A 20,523-nucleotide genomic window follows, 5' to 3' on the forward strand; every position below is an offset into this window, starting at 1 on the left:
GGGCTCAGCTTAGCTGGCCCGCCTCCCTGGGCGCACGAGCGCGCGCGTCGCCCGCGTCGGCCGCATCGCCCGCAGCGGCCCGGCGGAGCGCCTGGTCCAGATCCGCCCAGAGGTCCCCGGGGTTCTCGATGCCGACCGACAGGCGCACGAGCGCCTCGGGCACGGTGAGCGGTTCGGCGGGCTGGCGGCGTCGCCGCTCGATGAGCGACTCGACGCCCCCGAGGGACGTGGCCGGGAGCCACAGGCGCACGGCGGCGACGAGCGCGTCCGCCGTGGCGACGTCGTCGAGCTCGACGCTGACGATGCCGCCGAACCCTTCGAACTGCGCGGCGGCGCGCTCGTGGCCGGGATCCGACGGGAGGCCCGGGTACCGCACGCGGCGGACCGCAGGATGTTCCGCGAGGCGGTGCGCGAGGGCCAGGGCGGTGCCCTGGCTCCGCTCCATGCGGAGGGCGAGCGTGCGCAGGCCGCGCAGGGCGAGCCAGACCTCGAAGGGTCCGGCGATCGCCCCGTGCAGCGTCCGGTGCGCCAGGAGGCGCTCGCGCCGCGTGGGGTCGGAGGTCACGAGTGCGCCCAGGACGACGTCGGAATGGCCCGCCAGCCACTTGGTGACGGAGTGCAGGACGACGTCGACGCCGGCGTCCAGGGGCCGGTGCACGAGAGGCGTGTTGAAGGTGTTGTCGGCGACGACGACGGCACCGATCGCGTGGGCGGCGTCGGTCAGGACGGAGAGCTCGGCGACCTCGAGCATGGGGTTCGTGGGGCTCTCGAGCCACAGCATCACCTGACCGGCGTCGAACCGGTCGGCGAGCGCCCGGAGTTCCGCGAGGACGGCCCCGGTGTCCGCGACGTCGACGACGCGCAGCTCGAAGCGGCCCTGCGCAGCGAGATCGGCGGCCAGACCGAGCGACCCGGCGTAGGCATGGCGCGGCAGGACGACGGCTCCGCCGGTGGGTACGAGCGACAGCGCCGCCGCAGCGGCCCCGAGACCCGAGGCGAAGACGAGCGCCGGCAGGTCCGCGCCCTCCAGGGCTCCGAGCGCCTCCTCGAACGGGTCCCAGGTGGGATTGGATCCGCGGGCGTACACGCGGTCTCCCGGTGCGGGGGCGCGGGTCTCGTGGTACGTCGTCGTGAGGACGATCGGCGCGTTGACGGGGGCGTCGTGCTCGCGGGGAGGACGCCCCGCCGCGACGGTGAGGGTATCGGGGGCGAGGTCGGAGCGCACGGATGCCATCCCCCGAGCCTAGTCCCGTCACCGATCCCGCCCGCTCGTGTTACCCGGGGCGAAGGTCGCCCCCACTCGGTAGGCTGGGCCCGTGACCTCTCCCCTCCTGCACGGACTCCCCGGGCTCTTCCTCGCGCTCGAGGGCGGCGACGGCGCGGGCAAGTCCACTCAGGCGGCGCTGCTCTGCCGGGCCCTCGAGGAGGGCGGCCGCACCGTGGTCCGCACGCGGGAACCGGGCGGCACCCCGATCGGGGAGACGCTGCGCTCCCTCGTGCTCGAGCACGGGCACGGCGAGATCGATGCGCGGACCGAGGCCCTGATGTTCGCCGCCTCGCGTGCGGCGCACGTGCACCAGGTGATCCTGCCCGCGCTGCGGCGCGGCGACGTCGTGGTGTGCGACCGCTACATCGATTCCTCGGTCGCCTACCAGGGCGCCGGCCGCGGCCTCGGGGCACGGGCCGTCCTCGACGTGAACCTCTGGGCCACCGAGGGGCTCCGCCCCGACCTCACCGTGCTGCTCGACGTCGACCCCGCGGAGGGGCGCAGCCGGCGCACCGCGGGTGCCGCCCCCGAGGACCGCCTCGAATCGGAGCCCGACGGCTTCCACGCGAGCATCCGGGCCGCCTTCCTGGACCTCGCGCGCCTCGCGCCGGAACGTTACCTCGTGCTCGGCGCAGCCGGCACGCCGGAGGAGCTGCACGCCGCGATCATGGGTGCGCTGCCCCGGGTGTCCGCATGAGCGCCGTCGCGCAGGGCCTGCCGGCCACCGGCGTCTGGTCGGAACTGCGCGGCCAGGAGCAGGTGGTGGAGCAGTTGCGCCGCGCCGCGGAGTCCGGCGCGCCCACGCACGCCTGGCTCTTCACCGGACCGCCCGGCTCGGGCCGCTCGAACGCGGCCCGGGCCTTCGCCGCGGCCCTGCTCTGCGAGCGGGAGGCGCTGGGCGAGCGTGGCTGCGGCACGTGCAAGGCCTGCCGCACCGTGCTCTCCGGGACCCATGCCGACCTCACCAACGTCACCACCGAGAAGGTGACCATCAGCATCGACGAGGCCCGGGAGCTCGTCCGCAAGGCGCAGGACAAACCGTCCACGGGCCGGTGGCGCATCATCATCGTGGAGGACGCCGACCGCATGCAGGAACGCAGCACCAACGTGCTGCTCAAGGCCATCGAGGAACCGCCACCGCGCACCATCTGGCTGCTCTGCGCGCCCAGCCCGGGCGACGTCCTCGTCACCATCCGCTCCCGCTGCCGGTCCGTGGGCCTCCGGCTGCCGCCCGTGCAGGACGTCGCCGACCTGCTCGTGGCCCGGGACGGCATCGATCCCGCCACCGCGGAGGCTGCCGCGCGGGCCGCGCAGAGCCATATCGGCGTGGCGAAGCGCCTCGCGACCGACGACGGCGCCCGGGAGCGGCGCAACCAGATCGTCCGGCTCCCGCTGACGCTGCGCTCCGTGTCCGGGGCCATGCGGGCCGCCGCGGACCTCGTGAAACTCGCGGAGGCGGAGGCACAGAGCTCCTTCGAGCAGCGCGACGCCGAGGAGCGGGCGGCCCTGCTGGCCACGCTCGGCGCCCCGGAGACGGGCACCCTGCCGCCGTCCCTGCGGGCGCAGATCAAGCGCCTCGAGGAGGACCAGACGCGCCGGGCCAAGCGTTCCAAAAACGACTACTTCGACCGTGCGCTGACGGACCTCATCTCGTTCTACCGCGACGTCCTCATGCTGCAGGTCGCCACGGGGCAGGCGCTCGTGAACGAACCGCTGCGGCCCGAGCTCGAGGAGTTCGCGCGCCGCGAGAGCGCCGAGGACACCCTGCTGCGGCTCGAGGCGATCAACGAGGTCCGCACGCGGCTCGTCAGCACCAACGTGTCACCCCTCCTCGCGATCGAAGCGATGACCGTCAGCCTGCTGTCCCGGAAGGACCTCGACCGATGACCCCTGGACCGCTCTCCCCCGGCCGGGTGCCGCGCCGCCGTCCCCTGACCGCGCTCGCCGCGGTCGCCGTCGTGCTCGGCCTGTCCGGGTGCACGCTGTTCTCCCCGGACGACGCCGACGCCCCGGCCACCGGCGTGGAGACCGCAGATCCCGCGGCCGTCGGCGAGGTGGACGCGGACCTCCGTGGCTTCTACACGCAGGAGGTGCTGTGGGAGGACTGCGAGGGCTCGTTCTCCTGCGCGACGATCGAGGTGCCGCTGGACTACAGCGACCCAGGCCGCAGCAGCATCGACATCGCCGCCATCCGCTCCGACGCCACGGGAGAGGCGCAGGGCACCATCCTCGTGAACCCGGGCGGGCCGGGCGGCTCCGGCGTCAACATCGTGAAGGACTCCCTCGACTACGTCACGAGCGAGCGGCTGCGCGAGGACTACGACATCCTCGGCTTCGACCCCCGCGGCGTCAACCGGTCGAGCGCGGTGGAGTGCTACACGGACGCCGAGCAGGACGAGGCACGGCAGGAGGCCTACCCCGCCGACGCCCCCGAGGACGAGCTCCTGGCGCTCATGATCGCCGACGCCCAGGAGTACGCGGACCTGTGCGCCGAGCGCAGCGGCGAGCTGCTCGGGTTCGTGGACACCGAGTCGGCGGCGCGCGACATGGACATCCTGCGCGCGCTCGTGAGTGACGAGAAGCTGAACTACCTCGGTTTCTCCTACGGGACACAGCTCGGCGCCACCTACGCGGACCTCTTCCCCGAGCGGGTGGGGCGTCTCGTGCTCGACGGCGCGATCGACCCGTCGCTGAGCAACGAGAACATCACGCTCGGGCAGGCGGGCGGGTTCGAGCGGGCGGTCCGCGCCTACGTGGCGGCCTGCCAGCAGGGCTCCGAGTGCCCGTACACGGGGAGCGTGGACGACGGCGTGCGCCAGATCCAGGACCTGTTCGCCGCCGTCGAGCGGGAACCCCTGACGGCCGAGGACGGCCGACTCGTGCCGGTCTCCACGTTCGTGCAGGGCTTCATCCTGCCGCTCTACGACAACGGCAACTGGCCCACGCTCACGCAGGCGGTCACCGCGGCCCTGGCCGGCGACCCGAACAGCATCCTCTACCTCGCGGATCTCTCCGCCGAACGCCGGCCGGACGGCACCTACGCCACGAACGCGACGGCGGCCTTCCTCGCCGTGAACTGCCTCGACTACCCCACGACGAGCGACCCGGCGCAGATGCGCGCCGACGAGCAGGAACTCGTCGCGGCGTCGCCCACCTTCGGGCGGTTCCTCGCGTACGGCGGCATCACGTGCGCGCCGTGGAAGTACCCGCCGGTCCTCGGCCCTGCTCCCCTCCGCGCCGCGGGAGCGGACCCGATCGTCGTGATCGGCACCACGGGGGACCCGGCGACGCCCTACGAGTGGTCCACGGCCCTGGCGGAACAGCTCGAGTCCGGCGTGCACGTGACCTGGCAGGGCGAAGGACACACGGCGTACGGACGGTCCAACGACTGCATCCTGGACCTGGTCGACTCCTACTTCATCGACGGGACGGTCCCGGCGGACGACACGCGCTGCTGAGCGCCGCCCGTCCCTGCGGACAGCCACCGGGGCAGGTGGCACATGGAGGGCAGGACGGCGTCGGCCCCGGCGAGCCGCAGATCGGCCTCCGAGTGCGCGCCCGTCAGGACGCCGACGACCGCCCCGGCTCCCGCCCGTTGCCCCGCGACGACGTCCGACGTCGTGTCGCCGGCCACCAGGACCGAGCGCACGTCCTCGATGTCGAGGGCGAGGACAGCGGTCAGGATGATGTCCGGGTAGGGGCGGCCGCGGCCCGCGTCGGAGGGGCAGAGGCTGAGGTCCGCGAGGCCCATCCACCCGAGGGACTCCAGGATCATGTTCTGGGTGTGGCGGCCGAAGCCGGTGGCGAGGCAGATCTTCAGCCCGAGCTCGCGCAGCGCCAGGATCGCCTCCTCGGCGCCCGGGATCGGCTGCACCCCGTGCCGGGCGAGCAGGTTGTCGTACGCCGTCTCGAAGGTGCGGTTCACGTCCACGGCGGTGGCGACGTCGTCGAAGAGGCGCCGGAAGACGAGCTCCTTGGAGGTGCCCATCGTCCGGCGCGCGTAGGCGGTCATGGCGTCAAAGGCGTGGGTGCCCTCGTGGACGTCGTGCGAGGCGAGCGCCCGTCCGAAGGCCTCCTCCTGCAGGGCGCCCTCGTCGACGGTGGTCCCCGCCATGTCGATCACGGCGAGCGAGAATGTGCGGTCGTGCGCCACGCGGCGTCCCCCTTCGAAGCCGGACCCGCTCCGATGCGGGTTCCGGGTGCCCTCAGGGTTCCGCATCCTCCTGACAGGTCCGCGTCCACGAGGCGGCAGGCGGGTGAACCGGACACGAATTCCCGCCCGATCCCGCCATTTTGACCGCGGGCCGGACACTCCTATAAAGTTGTCGCTTGTGGATCGGCCCCGGGTACAGCCCGGAACCGGGAAGCATTGCCTCCTTAGCTCAGTCGGTAGAGCGTCTCACTCGTAATGAGAAGGTCGCCAGTTCGACTCTGGCAGGAGGCTCCACGTAAGCCCCGGACGGTCCGCCTCCGGGGCTTTTCCGTGCGCCCGACCCGCGTCGCCGATGAGGATCAGGAGGCCAACTGCCGATCCCCGGGCACGGCTGCCGAGTCGGTGCCGCCGTCGGGCCGGTTGATCTCGGCCCACACGTCGTCCAGGGAGAGACCGACGACGACGGCGATCGCCGCGATGGTCGGAAAGGCCGGGGTCGCGACGCGGCCCGACTCGATCTTCCGGAGGGTCTCCGGCGAGACACCCGCATCCAGCGCGGTCTCGAGCATCGGCCGCCGTCCCCTGGCTCGACGCAGGAGGAGCCCGAGGCGCTGTCCGCGCTCGACCTCGGCGGGAGTGAGGGGCAATCTGACCATGAGCCAGAGTCTAGTCCCCGGGATACTATTACCGGGATAGTTATTGGACCCCACGAGAGCAGGCACCGCATGATCGAGATCCTGAGCCCCGCCGAAGTGGGCCGAGCGCGAGACACGGGCGCCCTCGTCGCCGACATCCTGCACACGCTCAAGAGCCGCACGTCCGTGGGCACCAACCTGCTGGACATCGACCGGTGGGCCCGGGCGATGATCCTCGAGGCCGGCGCCCAGTCCTGCTACGTCGACTATGCCCCGTCCTTCGGTCGCGGTCCGTTCGGGCACTACATCTGCACCTCCGTCAACGACGCCGTGCTCCACGGCCTGCCGTTCGACTACGCCCTCGCGGACGGTGACCTGCTGTCCCTCGACCTCGCTATCTCGCTCGGCGGGGTGGTCACGGATTCGGCGGTCAGCTTCATCGTGGGGGGCTCCGCGGACCCGGCGAGCGTCGCGATGATCGCCGCGACGGAACGCGCGCTGGCCGCAGGCATCGCCGCCGCCCGCCCTGGTGCCCGCATCGGCGACCTCTCCGCCGCGATCGGCACGGTCCTCAGCGGGGCGGGATACCCGATCAACACGGACTTCGGCGGCCACGGCGTCGGGTCGACCATGCACCAGGACCCCCACATCCCGAACACCCGACGGGCAGGCCGCGGATACGAGCTGCGCCCCGGACTGCTGCTGGCGCTGGAGCCGTGGGTCATGGCGGACACCGCCCGGCTGGTCACCGATGCCGACGGCTGGACGCTCCGCAGTGCCACGGGCTGCCGGACGGCGCACAGCGAGCACACCATCGCGATCACCGGCGACGGAGCCGAGATCCTCACGCTGCCCAGCAGCTGAGGGAACCGTGTCCGGGCAGGCGGAGGAGCCCGACCACGGTTCCGCCGTTGGGCCCGGAGTGCGCCGGCCCACGCCGCCTGCGGGCACGCCCACGACGGGAAGAGCCGCCCGGCGCACTGCCGGGCGGCTCTTCCGTGTCGATTCCTGCGCGGCCACGGCGGGTCACACCGTCGCGCACCGGCCCCGCCTGCTCCTCCGGGGAGAGGCGGCGGCCGGGCGGGGATCAGGCGAAGTCGGCCGTGGCGGGATCGGCGCCGATACGGCCGGCCGCTCCCTTGTCGAGGCCGTTGATGGCTTCGATGTCCTCGTCCTCGAGCTTCACGTCGAGCGACTCCCAGTTCTCGATGATGCGCGACTCGGTGACGGACTTGGGGATGACCACGTTGCCGAGCGCGAGGTGCCACGCGAGGACCACCTGGGCTGGCGTCGCGTTCCGCTTCTGCGCGATGTCCTGCAGCACGGCGTCGTCGAGCAGTCCCTTGCCGGAGCCGATGGGCGACCACGACTCGTGCAGGATGCCCTTCTCCGCCTCGAAGGCGCGCAGTTCGGCCTGGTTCAGGTACGGGTGGGTCTCCACCTGGTTGATGACCGGGACCACGCCGGTCGCGTCGATGATCTCGTCGAGCGCCTCGATGGTGAAGTTCGAGACGCCGATGCTCTTCACGCGCCCCTGCTTCTGCAGTTCGATGAGGGCCTTCCACGTGTCGACGTACTTGCCCTGCTTGGGCTGCAGCCAGTGGATCAGGTACAGGTCGAGCGTCTCGAGGCCGAGGCGCGCCATGGACTCGTCGAACGCCTTCAGGGTGCTCTCGTAGCCCTGGTCCGCGTTCCACAGCTTCGTGGTGATGAACATCTCGTCGTGGCTCAGGCCCGACGACGCGATCGCCCGGCCGACGCCCGCCTCGTTCCCGTAGATCTTCGCGGTGTCGATGTGGCGGTAGCCGGCCTTGAAGGCCTTGCCCACGACATCCTCGGCGACATTGTCCTCGACCTGCCACACGCCGTACCCGAGCTGGGGGATCGTGAGGCCGTCATTGAACGTAAGGTTTGGTGATGTAGTCATATAGGCGGGAACGAACGGACCTGTCCATTTATTTCTGTTTCCACCGACAACTATCAGCCTGCGAGGTATTTGCTCCCGGAGCGGACCACGCGGACCTGCCTGCGATGACGGAGGTGCGGGATGGGTGCTGCCGACGATCCGATGCGGATCACTCTCCACGACGATGCCTACCGCTATGCCTTCCGCCGCTCGCGGTCCGCGCGACTCGCCGCGGAAGCGGCGCTCGAGGCCGTCGAGGCCGTCGAGGGCTCGGAATCCGGGCGTGCGGAAGGTGCCTCGACGACGGATGCCCGCGGGAGACCGGACGACGGCGAGCCGACGCGCCTCCTCCTGGTCGCCGCGGCGCGGGCGGTCCTCGAACGGTACCTTCCGCCGTCCCTGCCCCCGCGGGTCCGGACCGGCAGCGACCTGCACGCCGCCCTCTCCGCTCTCGCCCCCGGTGAGCGCGAGTTCCTCCTCCTGCACCACTGGGACGGCCTCGTGGTGGGAGCCGCCGCACGTGCGTCGGGCCAGGACCCCGGCGGGCTGCCCGCCATCGAAGCCGCCTGCGCCCGTCGGGTGGCCGCGCCGGGGTCCGCGATCGATCTCGCCGCCGTCCTCGCGGCCGCCGACCCCGCCCGTGCCGTGTCCGAGGAGGACCTCGGACGCAGCCGTGATGCGCTCTCGCCCGGGGCGCCGTCCGACGCCGCCCTGCCGGCGGAGACACCCTCCCCCGCGCCTGACGCGCCACGGGAGGAGGAGCCCCTCGACCTGTCCGTCGACGGGACCGGATCCCGGCGCCGGAGGATCCGGACGACGGTCGGCGCAGCCTGCCTGCTGCTGATCGTGGTGGCTCTCGTCTCGGCACTCGTCCCCCGCCGGGCGGCCGGACCCGCGGAGGAGACGGCACGCCTCTACGACCTCGCGGAGGTCGTGGCGATCGTGGCCGCCTCCAGTGTGCGGCCGACCGTGATCGACGGCGAGGTGCGGATGCTGAGGGGGGCCCGGGTGGTGCAGTTCCTGAAGGGCGAGGAGACGGGCCGCGTCATCACGGTCGACGTCACCGGCCGGAGCACGCTCGAGCGCACGTACGGCCGCAGCTTCTTCCCACCGAACCAGCTCATGTTCCTCGTCCGGGGCGAGCACGGCATCCTCGCCCCGCTGGCGGGCGAGGATTCGGTGCTGACCCTCGTGAACCGCCGGGTGCCGGAGGTCGCGACGGTCACCGGGGATCCCGCTCCCCTGCCGGACGGGCTCCGCGAAGCCATCCGTGCCATGCCCGCAGGGGAGATCCCGCTCGAGACGAGCGGTGAACCGCCCGGTGCGCTGGACCCCGCGGCCGTCGTCGGCGTCCGCCCGCCGGAGGGCCGGGACCCACAGGACATGCCGGGCACCCTGCTCGGCACGTTCCGGGTGCACGCCGAGGACGGGCGGGCGTGCGTGCTCTTCTCGTTCAACGGTCGCGCGATCCTGCTGCGCTGGCCGGGGGGCTTCACCGCCCATGAGCGGAGGCAGCCGGGCTCCTCCACGGACGGCGATCCCGCCACCGGGCGCCGCATCCTCACGGTCCTGAACGAACGCGGCTACCCCTATGTGGACGACAACCGCTCGACGCCGTTCATCCGGGGCGTGCCCACGGGTCAGCGCGGCGAGTGCCGCGGGCAGGAGCTCGAGGTCTGGGACATCGCCGTGGAGCCGGGGAGCACACTCCTCATCTACTGAGGCACCTGGTGAGGATCCACCGAGGCACCTGGTGCGGCATCTACCGGGGCGGCTGCCCGGCGTCCGGCATGGCCCGTTCGGCCTCCTCGACGTCCTCCGTCACCAGCTGGGCACGGCGCCGCACGTTGTCGAGGCCCGACGACGCGACCCCCCACCGTTCGCCGTCGAGCCTGGTCATCGCGGCGGCCTCCGCCGTCGTCGCGAGTGTGTTGCCCGCGCGGGACAGCGCCCGGTGCACCTGCAGGAGCGCCCCGGGGATGTCGAGTCCGGTGCTCGGTGAGGAGGCCTGGGCCCGCACGCAGACCGCCCGGACCCGCGGGAGCATCGCGCTGAGCTCGTTGGCGATGCCCACGAGCTCGTTGTAGACGTCGTCGTCCTCGATGCCCTCGAGGATCTGGTGGTAGCGGTCGAGTCCGCGACGGAAACGGTCGTGCGCGCGCCGCCACACCCCCGTGCCCAGCTCGGCGTCGTCCTTCCGCCCCTGCCGCGCCGCGGCGAAGAAGGCCACGGATCCCCTACAGGTACTGGCCGGGACCGTGGGTGTCCGCAGGGGACGCCTGGGCACGCCGTGCGGGCGGAGTGCGCCTGGGCTCGCCGTCCTCGCCGACCACCACCCCCGGTGCGATCACCGTGCCCGGCGGCAGTTCACGGAGCTGGAGCCGTGCCGCGAGCTGCTGGTTCGCCATCTGCTGCGCGGCGAGTGCTGTCTGGATGCCGTGGAAGAGGCCCTCGAGCCAGCCCACGAGCTGCGCCTGCGCCACGCGCAGCTCGGCGTCGGTGGGCACGGAGTCGCGGTCGAACGGCAGGTTGATGCGGTGCAGCTCCTCGACCAGCTCCGGCGCGAGTCCGTCCTCGAGCTCCTGGACCGAACGCTCGTGGATGGAGGCGAGGCGGGTGCGCCCGGCGTCGTCGAGCGGAGCGGAGCGCACCTCCTCCAGCAGCTGCTTGAGCATGGTCCCGATCCGCATGACCTTCGCCGGCTCGTCCACGAGATCCGCGAGGGTCGCAGGACTGCCGGCCTGCGCGGCAGGCACGTCGGTCCCACCTGCCTGCGTGGTGTCCGGGACGGCGGGAGCAGGAACCACGGGACCGGCCGGCTGCTGTTCAGTCATGACGCAATGCTCCCACAACCGCCGGAGGCCGGGCGCGTCAGATCCAGCCCTGCTCCCAGGCCCTGGCGGCTGCCTCGTGGCGCGACGGCGCATCGAGCTTCGCCATCGCGGAGGACACGTAGTTCCGCACCGTCCCCGGCGCGAGGTGCAGTTCGCGGGCGATCGCCTGCACGCTCGCTCCCTGGCGACCGTGGCGCAGGACGTCGAGCTCCCGCGCGGTCAGCGGACACGACTCGCCGGTCAGGGCGCTCGCGGCGATGTCCGGATCCACGTACCGCCGGCCCGCCGCGACGTCGCGGATGACGTTCGCGAGCTTGTCCGCGGGAGTCGACTTCGGGACGAATCCGGACACCCTGCTGGCGAGGGCGCGCCGCAGCACGCCGGGCCGGGCATGCCGCGTGACGATCACGACGCGCGTCGCGACCGTCCTGAGGATCTCCTCCGCGGCGTAGATGCCGTCGGTCGGCGGCATCTCGAGGTCCAGCACGCACACGTCCGGCGCGTGTTCCTGCGCGAGCCGCACCGCGTCCGTCCCGTTGTCGGTACTCGCCACGACGTCGAGGTCGGGTTCGAGTCCCAGCAGCGCCACCAGGGCACCGCGGATCAGGTGCTCGTCATCGGCGAGGACGACGCGGATCATCGCTGGTCCAGCCGTGCGCCGGCCGCGGGGGCAGGAGCATCGACGGGCCGGTCACCGACGGCGGCCGCAGCGCCGGCAATGCCCGCTCCGGCTGCCGCGGCGGTCGACACCGTCGCGGTGGCGGTCAGCACGAAGCGCCCGTCCTCGAGTCCTGCATCGACCGATCCTCCGACGGCCTCGAACCGCTGCCGCAGGCCGTCGATCCCTGAGCCCTCCGCCCGCGGTCCGGCACCGCCTCCGCCGTCCGTCACGCCCTCCGTCACCCCGTCTCCCGTGGCGGCGCCGTTCATCACGCCGTCGTTCGTCACGGAGAGGACCGCCCCCGGTCCGGACCGCGCGAGGCGGAACGCCACGCAGGTGGCCTCGCTGTGGCGCAGGATGTTCGTGGTCGCCTCGCGGATGACGAGCCCGAACAGGGTGCGTTCCTCCGGCGGCAGGCCGCCGGCGTCCACCTCCACGGAGGCCTCGATACCCGCGGCCCGGAGTACCTCCGCCGCATTGGCGGCCTCGGCGGCGAGGGACACCGTCCGGTAGCCGTGCACGAGGGCGCGGGTCTCCTCCAGCGCCGTGCGCGCGAGCTGCTGGGCCTCGCGGATCTGGGCGCGGGCCGCCTCCGGATCGGCGTCGAGCAGGCGGCCCGCGAGTTCCGTCTTGAGGGCGATCACCTGGAGGTGGTGTCCCTGGATGTCGTGCAGGTCCGCGGCGAAGCGCAGCCGCTCCCTGGCGACGGCGAGTTCGCCCGAGGTGCGGCGGCTGTCGTCGAGGCGCAGCACGATCTCCCACCACCAGATGCTGCCGACGAACAGCAGGGGCGTCATCAGCGCCCACACACCGACGGAGACGAGGCCGCCCTCATCGACGGCGGTGCCGCCGACCTCGGTGCCGAGGAGCAGCCCGAGCAGTCCGTGGAGCACGAGGGCGGCGAGCGCCACGGCGAGTACCCACCAGCGTGCCCGGCGTGCGACGACGACGGCGATGGCGTTGGCCGCGAACCAGAGCGGCATGGCGGCGACCCAGAGGGTGTGGGGCTGGAGGAGCCCGAGGAACCACAGGCCGGCGGCCGGCAGGAGGAGCCACACCGTGTACTTCCGCGCCGGCAGTCCGCCGCCGAGTCCGCGGCGGAAGAACCAGCAGTACCGGACGAGGGCCGCGACCGCCACGGCGGCGAGGACGATGATGGTGACGTCGAGGAGCTGCAGCCCGTAGTCGCCGCCGGAGAGCAGGAACAGCGTGTCCACGGCGCCGATGAAGACGATGTAGAAGACGATCGACCCGATGGTGTACCGCCAGGTGGCACGGACGCCGCGGCCCGTCTCGGACGGACCTGCCGCGGCAGGGGCCGGGTGGTGCGGAGTCGCGGCATCCGGGTCGGTGCTGCGTCGAGCGGGGAAGAGCGCCATGCCGTCCATCGTAGGACCATGACATTTGTCATGGTCCCGGTGTGCGGACGGGCAGGGCAGGAGGTGACGTGCGGGCACTGACGCCGCACGGGACGGCTCGGAAGGATGGGCCCATGACCACCTCACCCAGCACCCCGCCGCTCTCCGTTCCGGACCGTCGAGCGCCTGCAGGACCCGCGGACACCGTGGCCGTGTCCGCCGAAGGCCTGCGCTGCTCCTACGGTTCCTACGAGGCCGTCCGCGGCATCGACCTGTCCATCCGCAACGGCGAGTTCTTCGCCCTGCTCGGCACCAACGGGGCCGGCAAGACCACCACCATGGAGGCCCTGGAAGGCCACCGCGCCGCCACCTCCGGCACCCTGACCGTCCTCGGCGGGAACCCCTATCGCGACAAGGCCTCGATCCGGCCGCGACTCGGCATCATGCTGCAGGAGGCGGGCTTCGCCGACGACCTCACCGTGGCGGAGACCTGCCGGCTCTGGCTGCGGCTGTCGACGGCCGACGCACGCGACAGGACGCGCGAGGAGATCATCGCGACCGGCCTCGACGTTTTGGACCTCACGGCGAAGGCCTCGACGCGCGTCAAGATGCTCTCCGGTGGGCAGCGCAGGCGCCTCGATCTCCTGCTCGCCACCGCGAACGAGCCGGACCTCCTGTTCCTCGACGAACCGACCACCGGCCTCGATCCGGAATCGCGGGAGCGGACGTGGGAGCTCGTCCGCGGCCTGAACGACGCCGGCACCACGGTGGTCCTGACCACCCACTACCTCGAGGAGGCGGAGAGCTACGCGGACCGGCTCGCGATCATGCACGACGGCGAGATCGCCGTCGAGGGCACCCTCGCGGAAGTCCTGCGGCGCGAACCGTCGACCATCTCCTTCGAGGTGGAGGCGTCCGTCGACGTCCTCCACCTCCAGGGCCTCGGGCTGTCCCCCGACTTCGTGCCCACCCCGTCCAGGACGGAGGTGAGGATACCGTCGCTCGACCTGCAGCGGGACCTCTGGAAGGTCCTGTCCTGGGCCGATGCGCACCGTGTCCCGCTGGACCGGCTGTCCGCCTCGGAGGCGTCCCTCGCCGCCGTCTTCCGCCGGGTCAGCGTCAGCGATGCAGCCTAGCCCCGAGCCCCGATCAGGAGAAGAACCATGACCACCCTCACGCGCACCCCGCCCCCCTCCGCCGCCAGCCGCATCAGCGCCATCGCGCTCATGGAACTGCGCATCATCTTCCGCAACAAGACGGTGCTGACCGGCGCCGTCCTCATGCCCGTCGCCATGGCCGCCTACATGTTCTACATCGGCGCCGACCAGATGGACGGCCCGTCCGGCACGGCCGTGCTGGCCGGGCTGACCCTCATGATCGTGGCCCTCCTGGGGGTCTACCTGACCGCGACGACGACGCTCGCGACACGGCGGCAGGAGCTGTTCCTCAAGCGCCTGCGCAGCGGTGAGTCCTCCGACACCGTCATCTGGCTCGGCATGCTCACGCCCATCGTCGCGCTCGTCGCGGCGCAGCTCGTCGTCATCACCGGAGGACTCGGGCTGGCCGGCGTGGACGTCCCGACGCGGCCGCTGCTCGTGGTCGGCGCGTCGCTCGGCTTCCTGGCCCTGTGCGCCACCACCGGCATGCTCACCAGCATCTACACGCCCTCCGCCGCCGCCGCGCAGATCACCACGCTCCCGTTCCTCGTCGCCGTGATCGGCTCGTTCTTCTGGACCGCGTTCGACGACGGCTTCGAGCTGGTCTCCCGGCTCACGCCGGGCGGCGCGCTGCAGGACCTCCTCATGGCGGGCTGGGGGGTCGAGGCCGCCGACGCGTCGGTGGCGGGCGCCGCCGTCGTGCTCCTCGCCTGGATCGTGCTGCCCTACCTCGTCGCCGCGAAACGCTTCCGGTGGGAGAAGCGCTGACATCCCGGGACGACGAAGCCGGCACCCCCCTCTCGGGGAGTGCCGGCTTCATGGGACGCAGCTCAGCAGCAGCGGCCCTCCGGGTTGGCGTCCTGGCGGTCGGTCTTGTCCCGCCAGAACTCACGCTCCGTCATCGGGAGTCCGCCGGCGTGGGTGCGCTCGTGGTGGTCGAGGTACGCCTGGTAGGCGTTCTCGCCCATGACCCCCTTGAAGAGCCATGCCAGTTCACGGGCGGTGTCCCGCGCGCGGGAGAACACCTGCGGCACGGTCATCAGTGACCCGTCCGCGCCGGCCGCTTGCCCGGCTCCAGGGCCGCCCACTGCGTCTCCAGCTCCTTCTCCGCCGGGGACGCGATGAGGCCGGCGGGTGCGAAGATGCGTGAGGCCACCGGGGCGTCCTCGTTCTCCTTGCCGCCGCCGTGCCGGTAGGCGCGGATCGTCGCGAGGATCGCCGTCGCGATGACGATGATCGACAGCACCACGAAGATGATCGACAGCGTGCCCTGGATGAAGGTGTTGCGCACCACCGCTTCCATGGCGGCGACGGTCTTGGCCGTGCCGAAGCTCTCCTCGCCGGCCGCCAGCGCATTCCTGAACGCGGTGTGCTGCGCCCAGTAACCGATGGCCGGGACGGGCGAGAAGATCTTCAGGAACGACGCCGTGATCGTGACGACGGACGCGAAGGCGAGCGGGACCGCCGGGATCCACAGGAACCGGAAGAGGCCCTTCTTGGCGCAGATCGCCATGCACACCGCGAGCGCGATGGCCGCGAGCAGCTGGTTGGCGATACCGAACAGCGGGAAGAGGGTGTTGATGCCGCCGAGGGGATCGGTGACACCCATGATGAGGATCGCCCCCCAGCCGGCGACCATGATGGCGGTGCAGATCCACGCCCCGGCGCGCCAGGAGGTGTCGCGGAAGCGGGGCACGAAGTTCCCGATGCTGTCCTGCAGCATGAACCGGGCGACCCGCGTGCCGGCGTCGACGGCGGTGAGGATGAACAGCGCCTCGAACATGATGGCGAAGTGGTACCAGAAGGCCATCATGCCCGCGCCGCCGAAGACACCCTGCATGATCTGGGCGATACCGACGGCGAGGGTCGGAGCACCACCGGTCCGGGAGACGATCGATTCCTCGCCGACGTTCGAGGCCATCGTGCTCAGCGCCTCCTGCGTGAGGTTCACACCGGTGAGGCCGAGGCCGTTGACGAAGGTCACCGCGCCCTCGATGGTGCCGCCGGTCGCCGCCGCGGAGGAGTTCATCGCGAAGTAGATCCCGCGGTCGATCGAGAGCGCTGCGACGAGCGCCATGATGGCCACGAAGGACTCCATGAGCATGCCGCCGTAGCCGATGAAGCGGGTCTGGCGTTCCTTCTCGATCATCTTCGGCGTGGTGCCCGAGGAGATCAGGGCGTGGAACCCGGAGAGGGCACCGCAGGCGATGGTGACGAAGAGGAACGGGAACAGCGTGCCGGCGACGACGGGGCCGGTGCCGGAGGTCGCGTAGGGCGTGATGGCGGGGACGCTGATCTCCGGGCGGGTGATGACGATCGCGACGGCGAGCATGATGATCGTGCCGATCTTCATGAACGTGGACAGGTAGTCGCGGGGTGCCAGCAGGAGCCAGACGGGCAGCACGGCGGCGATGAAGCCGTAGATGATGATGCCCCAGGCGATCGTGATGCGGTCGAGGGTGAAGATCTCGACGCCCCACGCGGTCTCGGAGATCCAGCCGCCGCCGACGATGGCGAGGAGCAGCAGCGCGAAGCCGATGAGGGACACCTCGGTGACCTTGCCGGGCCGCAGGTAGCGCAGGTAGACGCCCATGAAGAGTGCGATCGGGATGGTCATGGAGACGGAGAAGACGCCCCAGGGGCTCTCGCCGAGCGCGTTGACGACCACGAGCGCGAGGATGGCCACGATGATGATCATGATGGCCAGGGTGGCGATGAGGGCCGCGGTCCCGCCGATGACACCGAGCTCCTCGCGCGCCATCTGGCCGAGGGAACGGCCGCCACGGCGCATCGAGAAGAACATGACGAGGTAGTCCTGGACGGCGCCCGCGAAGATGACGCCGATGATGATCCAGAGCGTGCCGGGGAGGTAGCCCATCTGTGCTGCGAGGACGGGGCCCACGAGGGGACCGGCGCCGGCGATGGCGGCGAAGTGGTGGCCGTAGAGGACGCGGCGGTCGGTGGCGGCGTAGTCCTTGCCGTCGGCCTTGTACTCGGCGGGGGTCGCGCGCCGGTCGTCGGGCTTAAGCAGGTTGCGCTCGATGAACTTCGAGTAGAACCGGTAGGCGATGAGGTAGGTGCAGACGGCCGCGAAGACGAACCAGATGGCGTTGACGGTCTCGCCGCGGACGATGGCGAGCATGACCCAGGCGATCCCGCCCAGGAGTGCGATGCCCACCCAGAGGGCGATCTTCGCCGGGGTCCACCGGCGGTCTTCTGCTTCGGCCTGCTGCGGGTCGACGGCGACCGGCGGCAGGTCCGGATCCGTCGCCAGCACGTCGGCGTGCCGGTGGGATCCGTTCTGCTTCTTACTCATGATGCTCCTCGGGTGCGGAAGTGTGATGCACACGAAGGTAGCAACCTAGTGAGGCCGGCGTCACACCACAAGCAGCCCGAGGGTGCCGTTGCGCCGAACGCACCCGCGGGTGCGGCGAGCGGCCCTGCGCGGTGCCGGGACGGGAGTAGGGTTGATCGGTGGCATTCCGCCATCCGATGCCAGCGGCGCCGTCGATCCCTCCGACCGGAAGCCGGCAGTCCGTGCCCCTCCTCCGCGACCTCGTGCACATGGCCCCCTCGGCCGCCGACCATCACCCTGCCCTCCGCTGCGCCCTCGGCGTGGGTGTCCCCCTGTTCGTCGTCCTGCTGCTCGGCCGGCTGGACCTCGCCGTGTTCGCGACCTTCGGCGCCTTCGCCGGCATCTACGGGCGGAACGAACCTCACCGTCCGCGCCTCGCCACGCAGCTGCGCGGCGGAGGGCTCATGCTCGCGGTCATCCTCGCCGCGGCGCTGACCGCGCGCGCCGACGTCGGCCCCTGGGGACTGATCCTGCTGACCAGCGCCGTCGCCGGGCTCGGCACCTTCCTGGCGGGCCTGTTCCGCCTCCGGCCGGGTGGATCCCTGTTCCACATCTTCGCCTTCGCCGCGATCGCCTCCGTGCCGGGCCAGCCACCGCTGGGGCAGGCACTCATGACGGCGGTCGCCACGGTGGCCTTCGCCCTGCTCCTCGGGCAGGCGGGCGCCCTCTGGCCCGGCCACCGCACGCCCTGGCGCCGGACACGCGCCGACCTGCCGACCGCCCGGCACGTCGCGGCCCTGGGGCGTGAGGCCGCCCTGTACGTGGTGGCGGCCCTGCTCGCGGGGAGCGCGGCCACGCTGCTCGGGATCGGCCACACCTACTGGGCGATGGTCGCGGCGACCGTCCCGCTGGTCGGCCAGACGGCGCGCGCCCGCGTGACCCGGGGCTTCCAGCGCCTCCTCGGCACGTCCGCGGGACTCGTCCTGACCGCGCTGATCCTGCTTCCTGGACTGCCGGCCTGGCAGCTCGTCCTCGTGATCGCCGTCGCCCAGTTCGCCGCCGAGATGTTCATCCTCCGCCAGTACGCGCTCGCGCAGGCCTTCGTCACGCCCCTCGCCCTCGTCTCCACCGAACTGGCGCATCCCACCGCCCCGGCGGGCCTCCTGGTGGACCGGGCCGTCGAGACCGGCATCGGCGCGACGGTGGGGATCGCGCTGGTCCTGGCACTGCACCTGTGGCAGCGCACGGCGCAGGCGGGGACCCGCGCCGCCTAGCCCGTCACCAGCAGGATCTTGCCGGTGTGCTCGCCGGAGTCGAAATAGGCATGGGCCGCCGCCACCTCGGCGAGCGGGAAGGTCCGGCCGACGAAGGGCCTCACGGCCCCCGTGGCGACGAGCGGCCAGACGTTGTCGCGGACCGCCGCCAGGATGGCCGCCTTCTCCGCGACGGGCCGTGACCTCAGCGTGGTCCCGGCCACGCTCGCCCGCTTGCCCATCAGCATCCCGAGGTCGAGTTCCGCCGTCGCGCCCCCCTGCAGTCCGATGACGACGAGCCGCCCGCCGATGGCGAGGGATTCGACGTTCCGTGCGAGATACTTCGCCCCGACGACGTCGAGGATGACGTCCGCGCCCCGGCCGCCCGTGGCTGCCCGGACCTCCTCGACGAAATCCTGCTGGCGGTAGTCGATGAGGGTGCGGACGCCGAGGGAGCGTGCGACGTCGAGCTTCGCGGCCGATCCAGCGGTCACGAGGGGCACCGCGCCCAGGGCGAGGCCCACCTGCACGGCCATCACACCGATACCCCCGGACGCCCCGTGGATCAGGACGTGCTCCCCCTCCGCCAGTCCCGCCTGCAGCACGAGGTTCGACCACACGGTCGCGGCCGTCTCGGGGAGGCCAGCGGCGTCGACGAGGTCGACCCCATCGGGCGCTGCGACCACCTGCCCGGCAGGTACTGCCACCCTCTCCGCGTAACCGCCGCCCGCCAGCAGGGCGACGACGGCGTCCCCCACCGCGAAGGAGGAGTCCCCCGCGTCGGCGATGCGGCCCGAGACCTCGAGGCCGGGCAGCGGGGACGCACCCCGGGGAGGCGGATAGAGTCCTCGGCGCTGCTGCACGTCGGCGCGGTTCAGACCGGCGGCGACGACGTCAATGAGCACCTCGCCCGGGCCGGGCACCGGATCGGGGACGTCCTGCACGGAGAGCACGTCCGGCCCGCCGGCACCCTCGATCACCACTGCGCGCATGCCGTCCTCCAGTCCCCGGGTATTTGGGCGCCGTCCGCCCTTCGTGAAAGACTAGCCGCGGGAAGGTTGTCCGAGCGGCCGATGGAGCTGGTCTTGAAAACCAGTGGGCGGTCACCCCGTCTCAAGGGTTCGAATCCCTTACCTTCCGCTCCCAGGGGAGGCCCCGCGACGCGGGGCCTCCCCTTCCCGCATCCGCCCGTGCCTGCCCGCCGCGGCGAGTGCGGTACTGTCCCGAGGAGCAACAGCCGCGCCGCGCTCGCCGCGGCCGACGACGGGGTCTCAATGGGTACTGGACAACACACGAGGGCTGGGCGGCGCCGCATGACCGCGGCGACGGCCGTGATCGGCCTGCTCGCGCTCCTCCCCGGCTGCGGCGTCCTCGGTCCGCCCGCCCCGGAGCGCGACGCCGACGGCGCCGTGACCGCCGAGGCCCGGACGGACGCCTTCTCCCTCCAGGTGGGCGACTGCATCGATGACCCCGGCATGGGGAGCGTCTCCGACATCACCGTCCTGCCGTGCGACGGGCTGCACGTCTTCGAGACCTTCGCCCGGACGGAGATGCCCGACGGCGACTACCCCGGGGTGCCCGCCGCCAACACCGCGGCGAGCGAGTTCTGCGCGCGGGAGTTCACCACCTACATCGGGCTCGAGTACGACGCCTCCGTCCTGGAACTGCTCTACTTCTACCCGGTCGAGGAGAGCTGGAACACGGCGGACGACCGCGAGATCGTGTGCTTCGTCGCGGAGAAGGATGAGGAACCGGTGACCGGAACGCTCAGAAACGCCCGCAGATAGAGCAGGACGTCCACGGATCACGACCAGAGGCCCCGGATCTTCCGGGGCCTCTGGTGTTTTGGTAACCCACTGTTAACGATGTTCTGGTTGGCTACTCCCGGGGATGGAATGTCACCGATGTCACATACGGTGCTCATGCCAACGCGCCCACCCATCGACGGGTCGGCGGGCTTCACTCGCGGCTGCTTCGCAGCCATCGTCAAGGAGAATTCGAACG

The 20,523-nt window shown here is 71.8% G+C and carries 20 protein-coding genes and 2 tRNA genes; 11 read left to right on the forward strand and 11 right to left on the reverse strand.

Going from position 1 to position 20,523, the window contains the following annotated elements:
* Positions 1 to 4: 4 nt before the first annotated feature.
* Positions 5 to 1,234 (reverse strand): trans-sulfuration enzyme family protein, encoded by a 1,230-nt coding sequence (locus ACX80K_RS16490; protein ID WP_459272984.1) that lies wholly within the window; start codon positions 1,232 to 1,234, stop codon positions 5 to 7.
* 82 nt (positions 1,235 to 1,316) lie between these two features.
* On the opposite strand from ACX80K_RS16490, the gene tmk reads away from it, so the two are divergent.
* From tmk to ACX80K_RS16505, 3 genes are read left to right on the forward strand one after another with little or no spacing between them, the layout of a single operon-like run.
* Positions 1,317 to 1,964, forward strand: coding sequence for a dTMP kinase (gene tmk / locus ACX80K_RS16495; protein WP_459272985.1), 648 nt, complete (start codon positions 1,317 to 1,319; stop codon positions 1,962 to 1,964).
* Complete coding sequence (locus tag ACX80K_RS16500) at positions 1,961 to 3,154, forward strand: DNA polymerase III subunit delta' (protein WP_459272986.1); 1,194 nt, start codon at positions 1,961 to 1,963, stop codon at positions 3,152 to 3,154. Before tmk ends, ACX80K_RS16500 begins: the two co-directional genes overlap by 4 nt.
* Positions 3,151 to 4,725: an alpha/beta hydrolase gene (locus tag ACX80K_RS16505; RefSeq protein ID WP_459272987.1), complete on the forward strand. Its 1,575-nt coding sequence runs from the start codon at positions 3,151 to 3,153 to the stop codon at positions 4,723 to 4,725. Before ACX80K_RS16500 ends, ACX80K_RS16505 begins: the two co-directional genes overlap by 4 nt.
* On the opposite strand, the gene ACX80K_RS16510 is transcribed toward ACX80K_RS16505, so the two are convergent.
* Positions 4,680 to 5,420, reverse strand: coding sequence for an HAD family hydrolase (locus ACX80K_RS16510; RefSeq protein WP_459272988.1), 741 nt, complete (start codon positions 5,418 to 5,420; stop codon positions 4,680 to 4,682). The two genes, ACX80K_RS16505 and ACX80K_RS16510, sit on opposite strands and share 46 nt — an antisense overlap.
* 218 nt (positions 5,421 to 5,638) lie before the next feature.
* On the opposite strand from ACX80K_RS16510, the gene ACX80K_RS16515 reads away from it, so the two are divergent.
* A tRNA-Thr gene (locus ACX80K_RS16515) sits at positions 5,639 to 5,714 on the forward strand.
* A gap of 65 nt (positions 5,715 to 5,779) precedes the next feature.
* On the opposite strand, the gene ACX80K_RS16520 is transcribed toward ACX80K_RS16515, so the two are convergent.
* On the reverse strand, positions 5,780 to 6,076 hold the full coding sequence (locus tag ACX80K_RS16520) for a helix-turn-helix transcriptional regulator (protein WP_459272989.1): 297 nt from the start codon (positions 6,074 to 6,076) through the stop codon (positions 5,780 to 5,782).
* A gap of 69 nt (positions 6,077 to 6,145) precedes the next feature.
* Between ACX80K_RS16520 and map the strand changes: the two genes are divergently transcribed.
* Positions 6,146 to 6,919, forward strand: coding sequence for a type I methionyl aminopeptidase (gene map, locus ACX80K_RS16525; protein ID WP_459272990.1), 774 nt, complete (start codon positions 6,146 to 6,148; stop codon positions 6,917 to 6,919).
* 223 nt (positions 6,920 to 7,142) lie between these two features.
* On the opposite strand, the gene ACX80K_RS16530 is transcribed toward map, so the two are convergent.
* Positions 7,143 to 7,982 carry an aldo/keto reductase gene (locus ACX80K_RS16530; protein ID WP_459272991.1) on the reverse strand — a complete coding sequence of 280 codons (840 nt, stop codon included), beginning with the start codon at positions 7,980 to 7,982 and terminating at the stop codon, positions 7,143 to 7,145.
* Between the two features lie 120 nt (positions 7,983 to 8,102).
* Between ACX80K_RS16530 and ACX80K_RS16535 the strand changes: the two genes are divergently transcribed.
* On the forward strand, positions 8,103 to 9,683 hold the full coding sequence (locus ACX80K_RS16535; RefSeq protein ID WP_459272992.1) for a hypothetical protein: 1,581 nt from the start codon (positions 8,103 to 8,105) through the stop codon (positions 9,681 to 9,683).
* A gap of 40 nt (positions 9,684 to 9,723) precedes the next feature.
* On the opposite strand, the gene ACX80K_RS16540 is transcribed toward ACX80K_RS16535, so the two are convergent.
* From ACX80K_RS16540 to ACX80K_RS16555, 4 genes are read right to left on the reverse strand one after another with little or no spacing between them, the layout of a single operon-like run.
* Positions 9,724 to 10,191: a hypothetical protein gene (locus tag ACX80K_RS16540; protein ID WP_459272993.1), complete on the reverse strand. Its 468-nt coding sequence runs from the start codon at positions 10,189 to 10,191 to the stop codon at positions 9,724 to 9,726.
* A 7-nt stretch (positions 10,192 to 10,198) separates the two neighbouring features.
* Entirely contained in the window at positions 10,199 to 10,795 is a 597-nt protein-coding gene (locus ACX80K_RS16545; protein WP_459272994.1) for a bacterial proteasome activator family protein, read from the reverse strand.
* A gap of 37 nt (positions 10,796 to 10,832) precedes the next feature.
* Positions 10,833 to 11,435, reverse strand: a complete 603-nt coding sequence (locus ACX80K_RS16550; protein ID WP_459272995.1) for a response regulator transcription factor — start codon at positions 11,433 to 11,435, stop codon at positions 10,833 to 10,835.
* Positions 11,432 to 12,835, reverse strand: a complete 1,404-nt coding sequence (locus tag ACX80K_RS16555; RefSeq protein ID WP_459272996.1) for a sensor histidine kinase — start codon at positions 12,833 to 12,835, stop codon at positions 11,432 to 11,434. Before ACX80K_RS16555 ends, ACX80K_RS16550 begins: the two co-directional genes overlap by 4 nt.
* Before the next feature lie 113 nt (positions 12,836 to 12,948).
* Between ACX80K_RS16555 and ACX80K_RS16560 the strand changes: the two genes are divergently transcribed.
* Positions 12,949 to 13,950, forward strand: coding sequence for an ABC transporter ATP-binding protein (locus tag ACX80K_RS16560; RefSeq protein ID WP_459272997.1), 1,002 nt, complete (start codon positions 12,949 to 12,951; stop codon positions 13,948 to 13,950).
* Between the two features lie 27 nt (positions 13,951 to 13,977).
* A complete protein-coding gene (locus tag ACX80K_RS16565) occupies positions 13,978 to 14,739 on the forward strand; it encodes a hypothetical protein (RefSeq protein WP_459272998.1) in 762 nt (253 codons plus the stop codon).
* A gap of 62 nt (positions 14,740 to 14,801) precedes the next feature.
* Here ACX80K_RS16565 and ACX80K_RS16570 read toward each other — a convergent pair whose 3' ends face one another.
* Positions 14,802 to 15,011, reverse strand: coding sequence for a YbdD/YjiX family protein (locus ACX80K_RS16570; RefSeq protein WP_459272999.1), 210 nt, complete (start codon positions 15,009 to 15,011; stop codon positions 14,802 to 14,804).
* The gene (locus tag ACX80K_RS16575) at positions 15,011 to 17,287 is read right to left on the reverse strand and encodes a carbon starvation CstA family protein (RefSeq protein ID WP_459273000.1); all 2,277 of its coding nucleotides are present in this window, start codon (positions 17,285 to 17,287) and stop codon (positions 15,011 to 15,013) included. Before ACX80K_RS16575 ends, ACX80K_RS16570 begins: the two co-directional genes overlap by 1 nt.
* 221 nt (positions 17,288 to 17,508) lie before the next feature.
* Here ACX80K_RS16575 and ACX80K_RS16580 point away from each other — a divergent pair, with 221 nt between their 5' ends.
* Positions 17,509 to 18,540: an FUSC family protein gene (locus ACX80K_RS16580; RefSeq protein WP_459273001.1), complete on the forward strand. Its 1,032-nt coding sequence runs from the start codon at positions 17,509 to 17,511 to the stop codon at positions 18,538 to 18,540.
* Here ACX80K_RS16580 and ACX80K_RS16585 read toward each other — a convergent pair.
* Positions 18,537 to 19,511 (reverse strand): NAD(P)H-quinone oxidoreductase, encoded by a 975-nt coding sequence (locus ACX80K_RS16585; RefSeq protein WP_459273002.1) that lies wholly within the window; start codon positions 19,509 to 19,511, stop codon positions 18,537 to 18,539. The two genes, ACX80K_RS16580 and ACX80K_RS16585, sit on opposite strands and share 4 nt — an antisense overlap.
* A 60-nt stretch (positions 19,512 to 19,571) precedes the next feature.
* On the opposite strand from ACX80K_RS16585, the gene ACX80K_RS16590 reads away from it, so the two are divergent.
* Positions 19,572 to 19,659: transfer RNA gene (locus ACX80K_RS16590), tRNA-Ser, on the forward strand.
* A 173-nt stretch (positions 19,660 to 19,832) separates the two neighbouring features.
* Positions 19,833 to 20,306, forward strand: coding sequence for a septum formation family protein (locus tag ACX80K_RS16595; RefSeq protein WP_459273003.1), 474 nt, complete (start codon positions 19,833 to 19,835; stop codon positions 20,304 to 20,306).
* Positions 20,307 to 20,523 lie beyond the last annotated feature (217 nt).

This window comes from Arthrobacter sorbitolis (genome assembly GCF_054510995.1).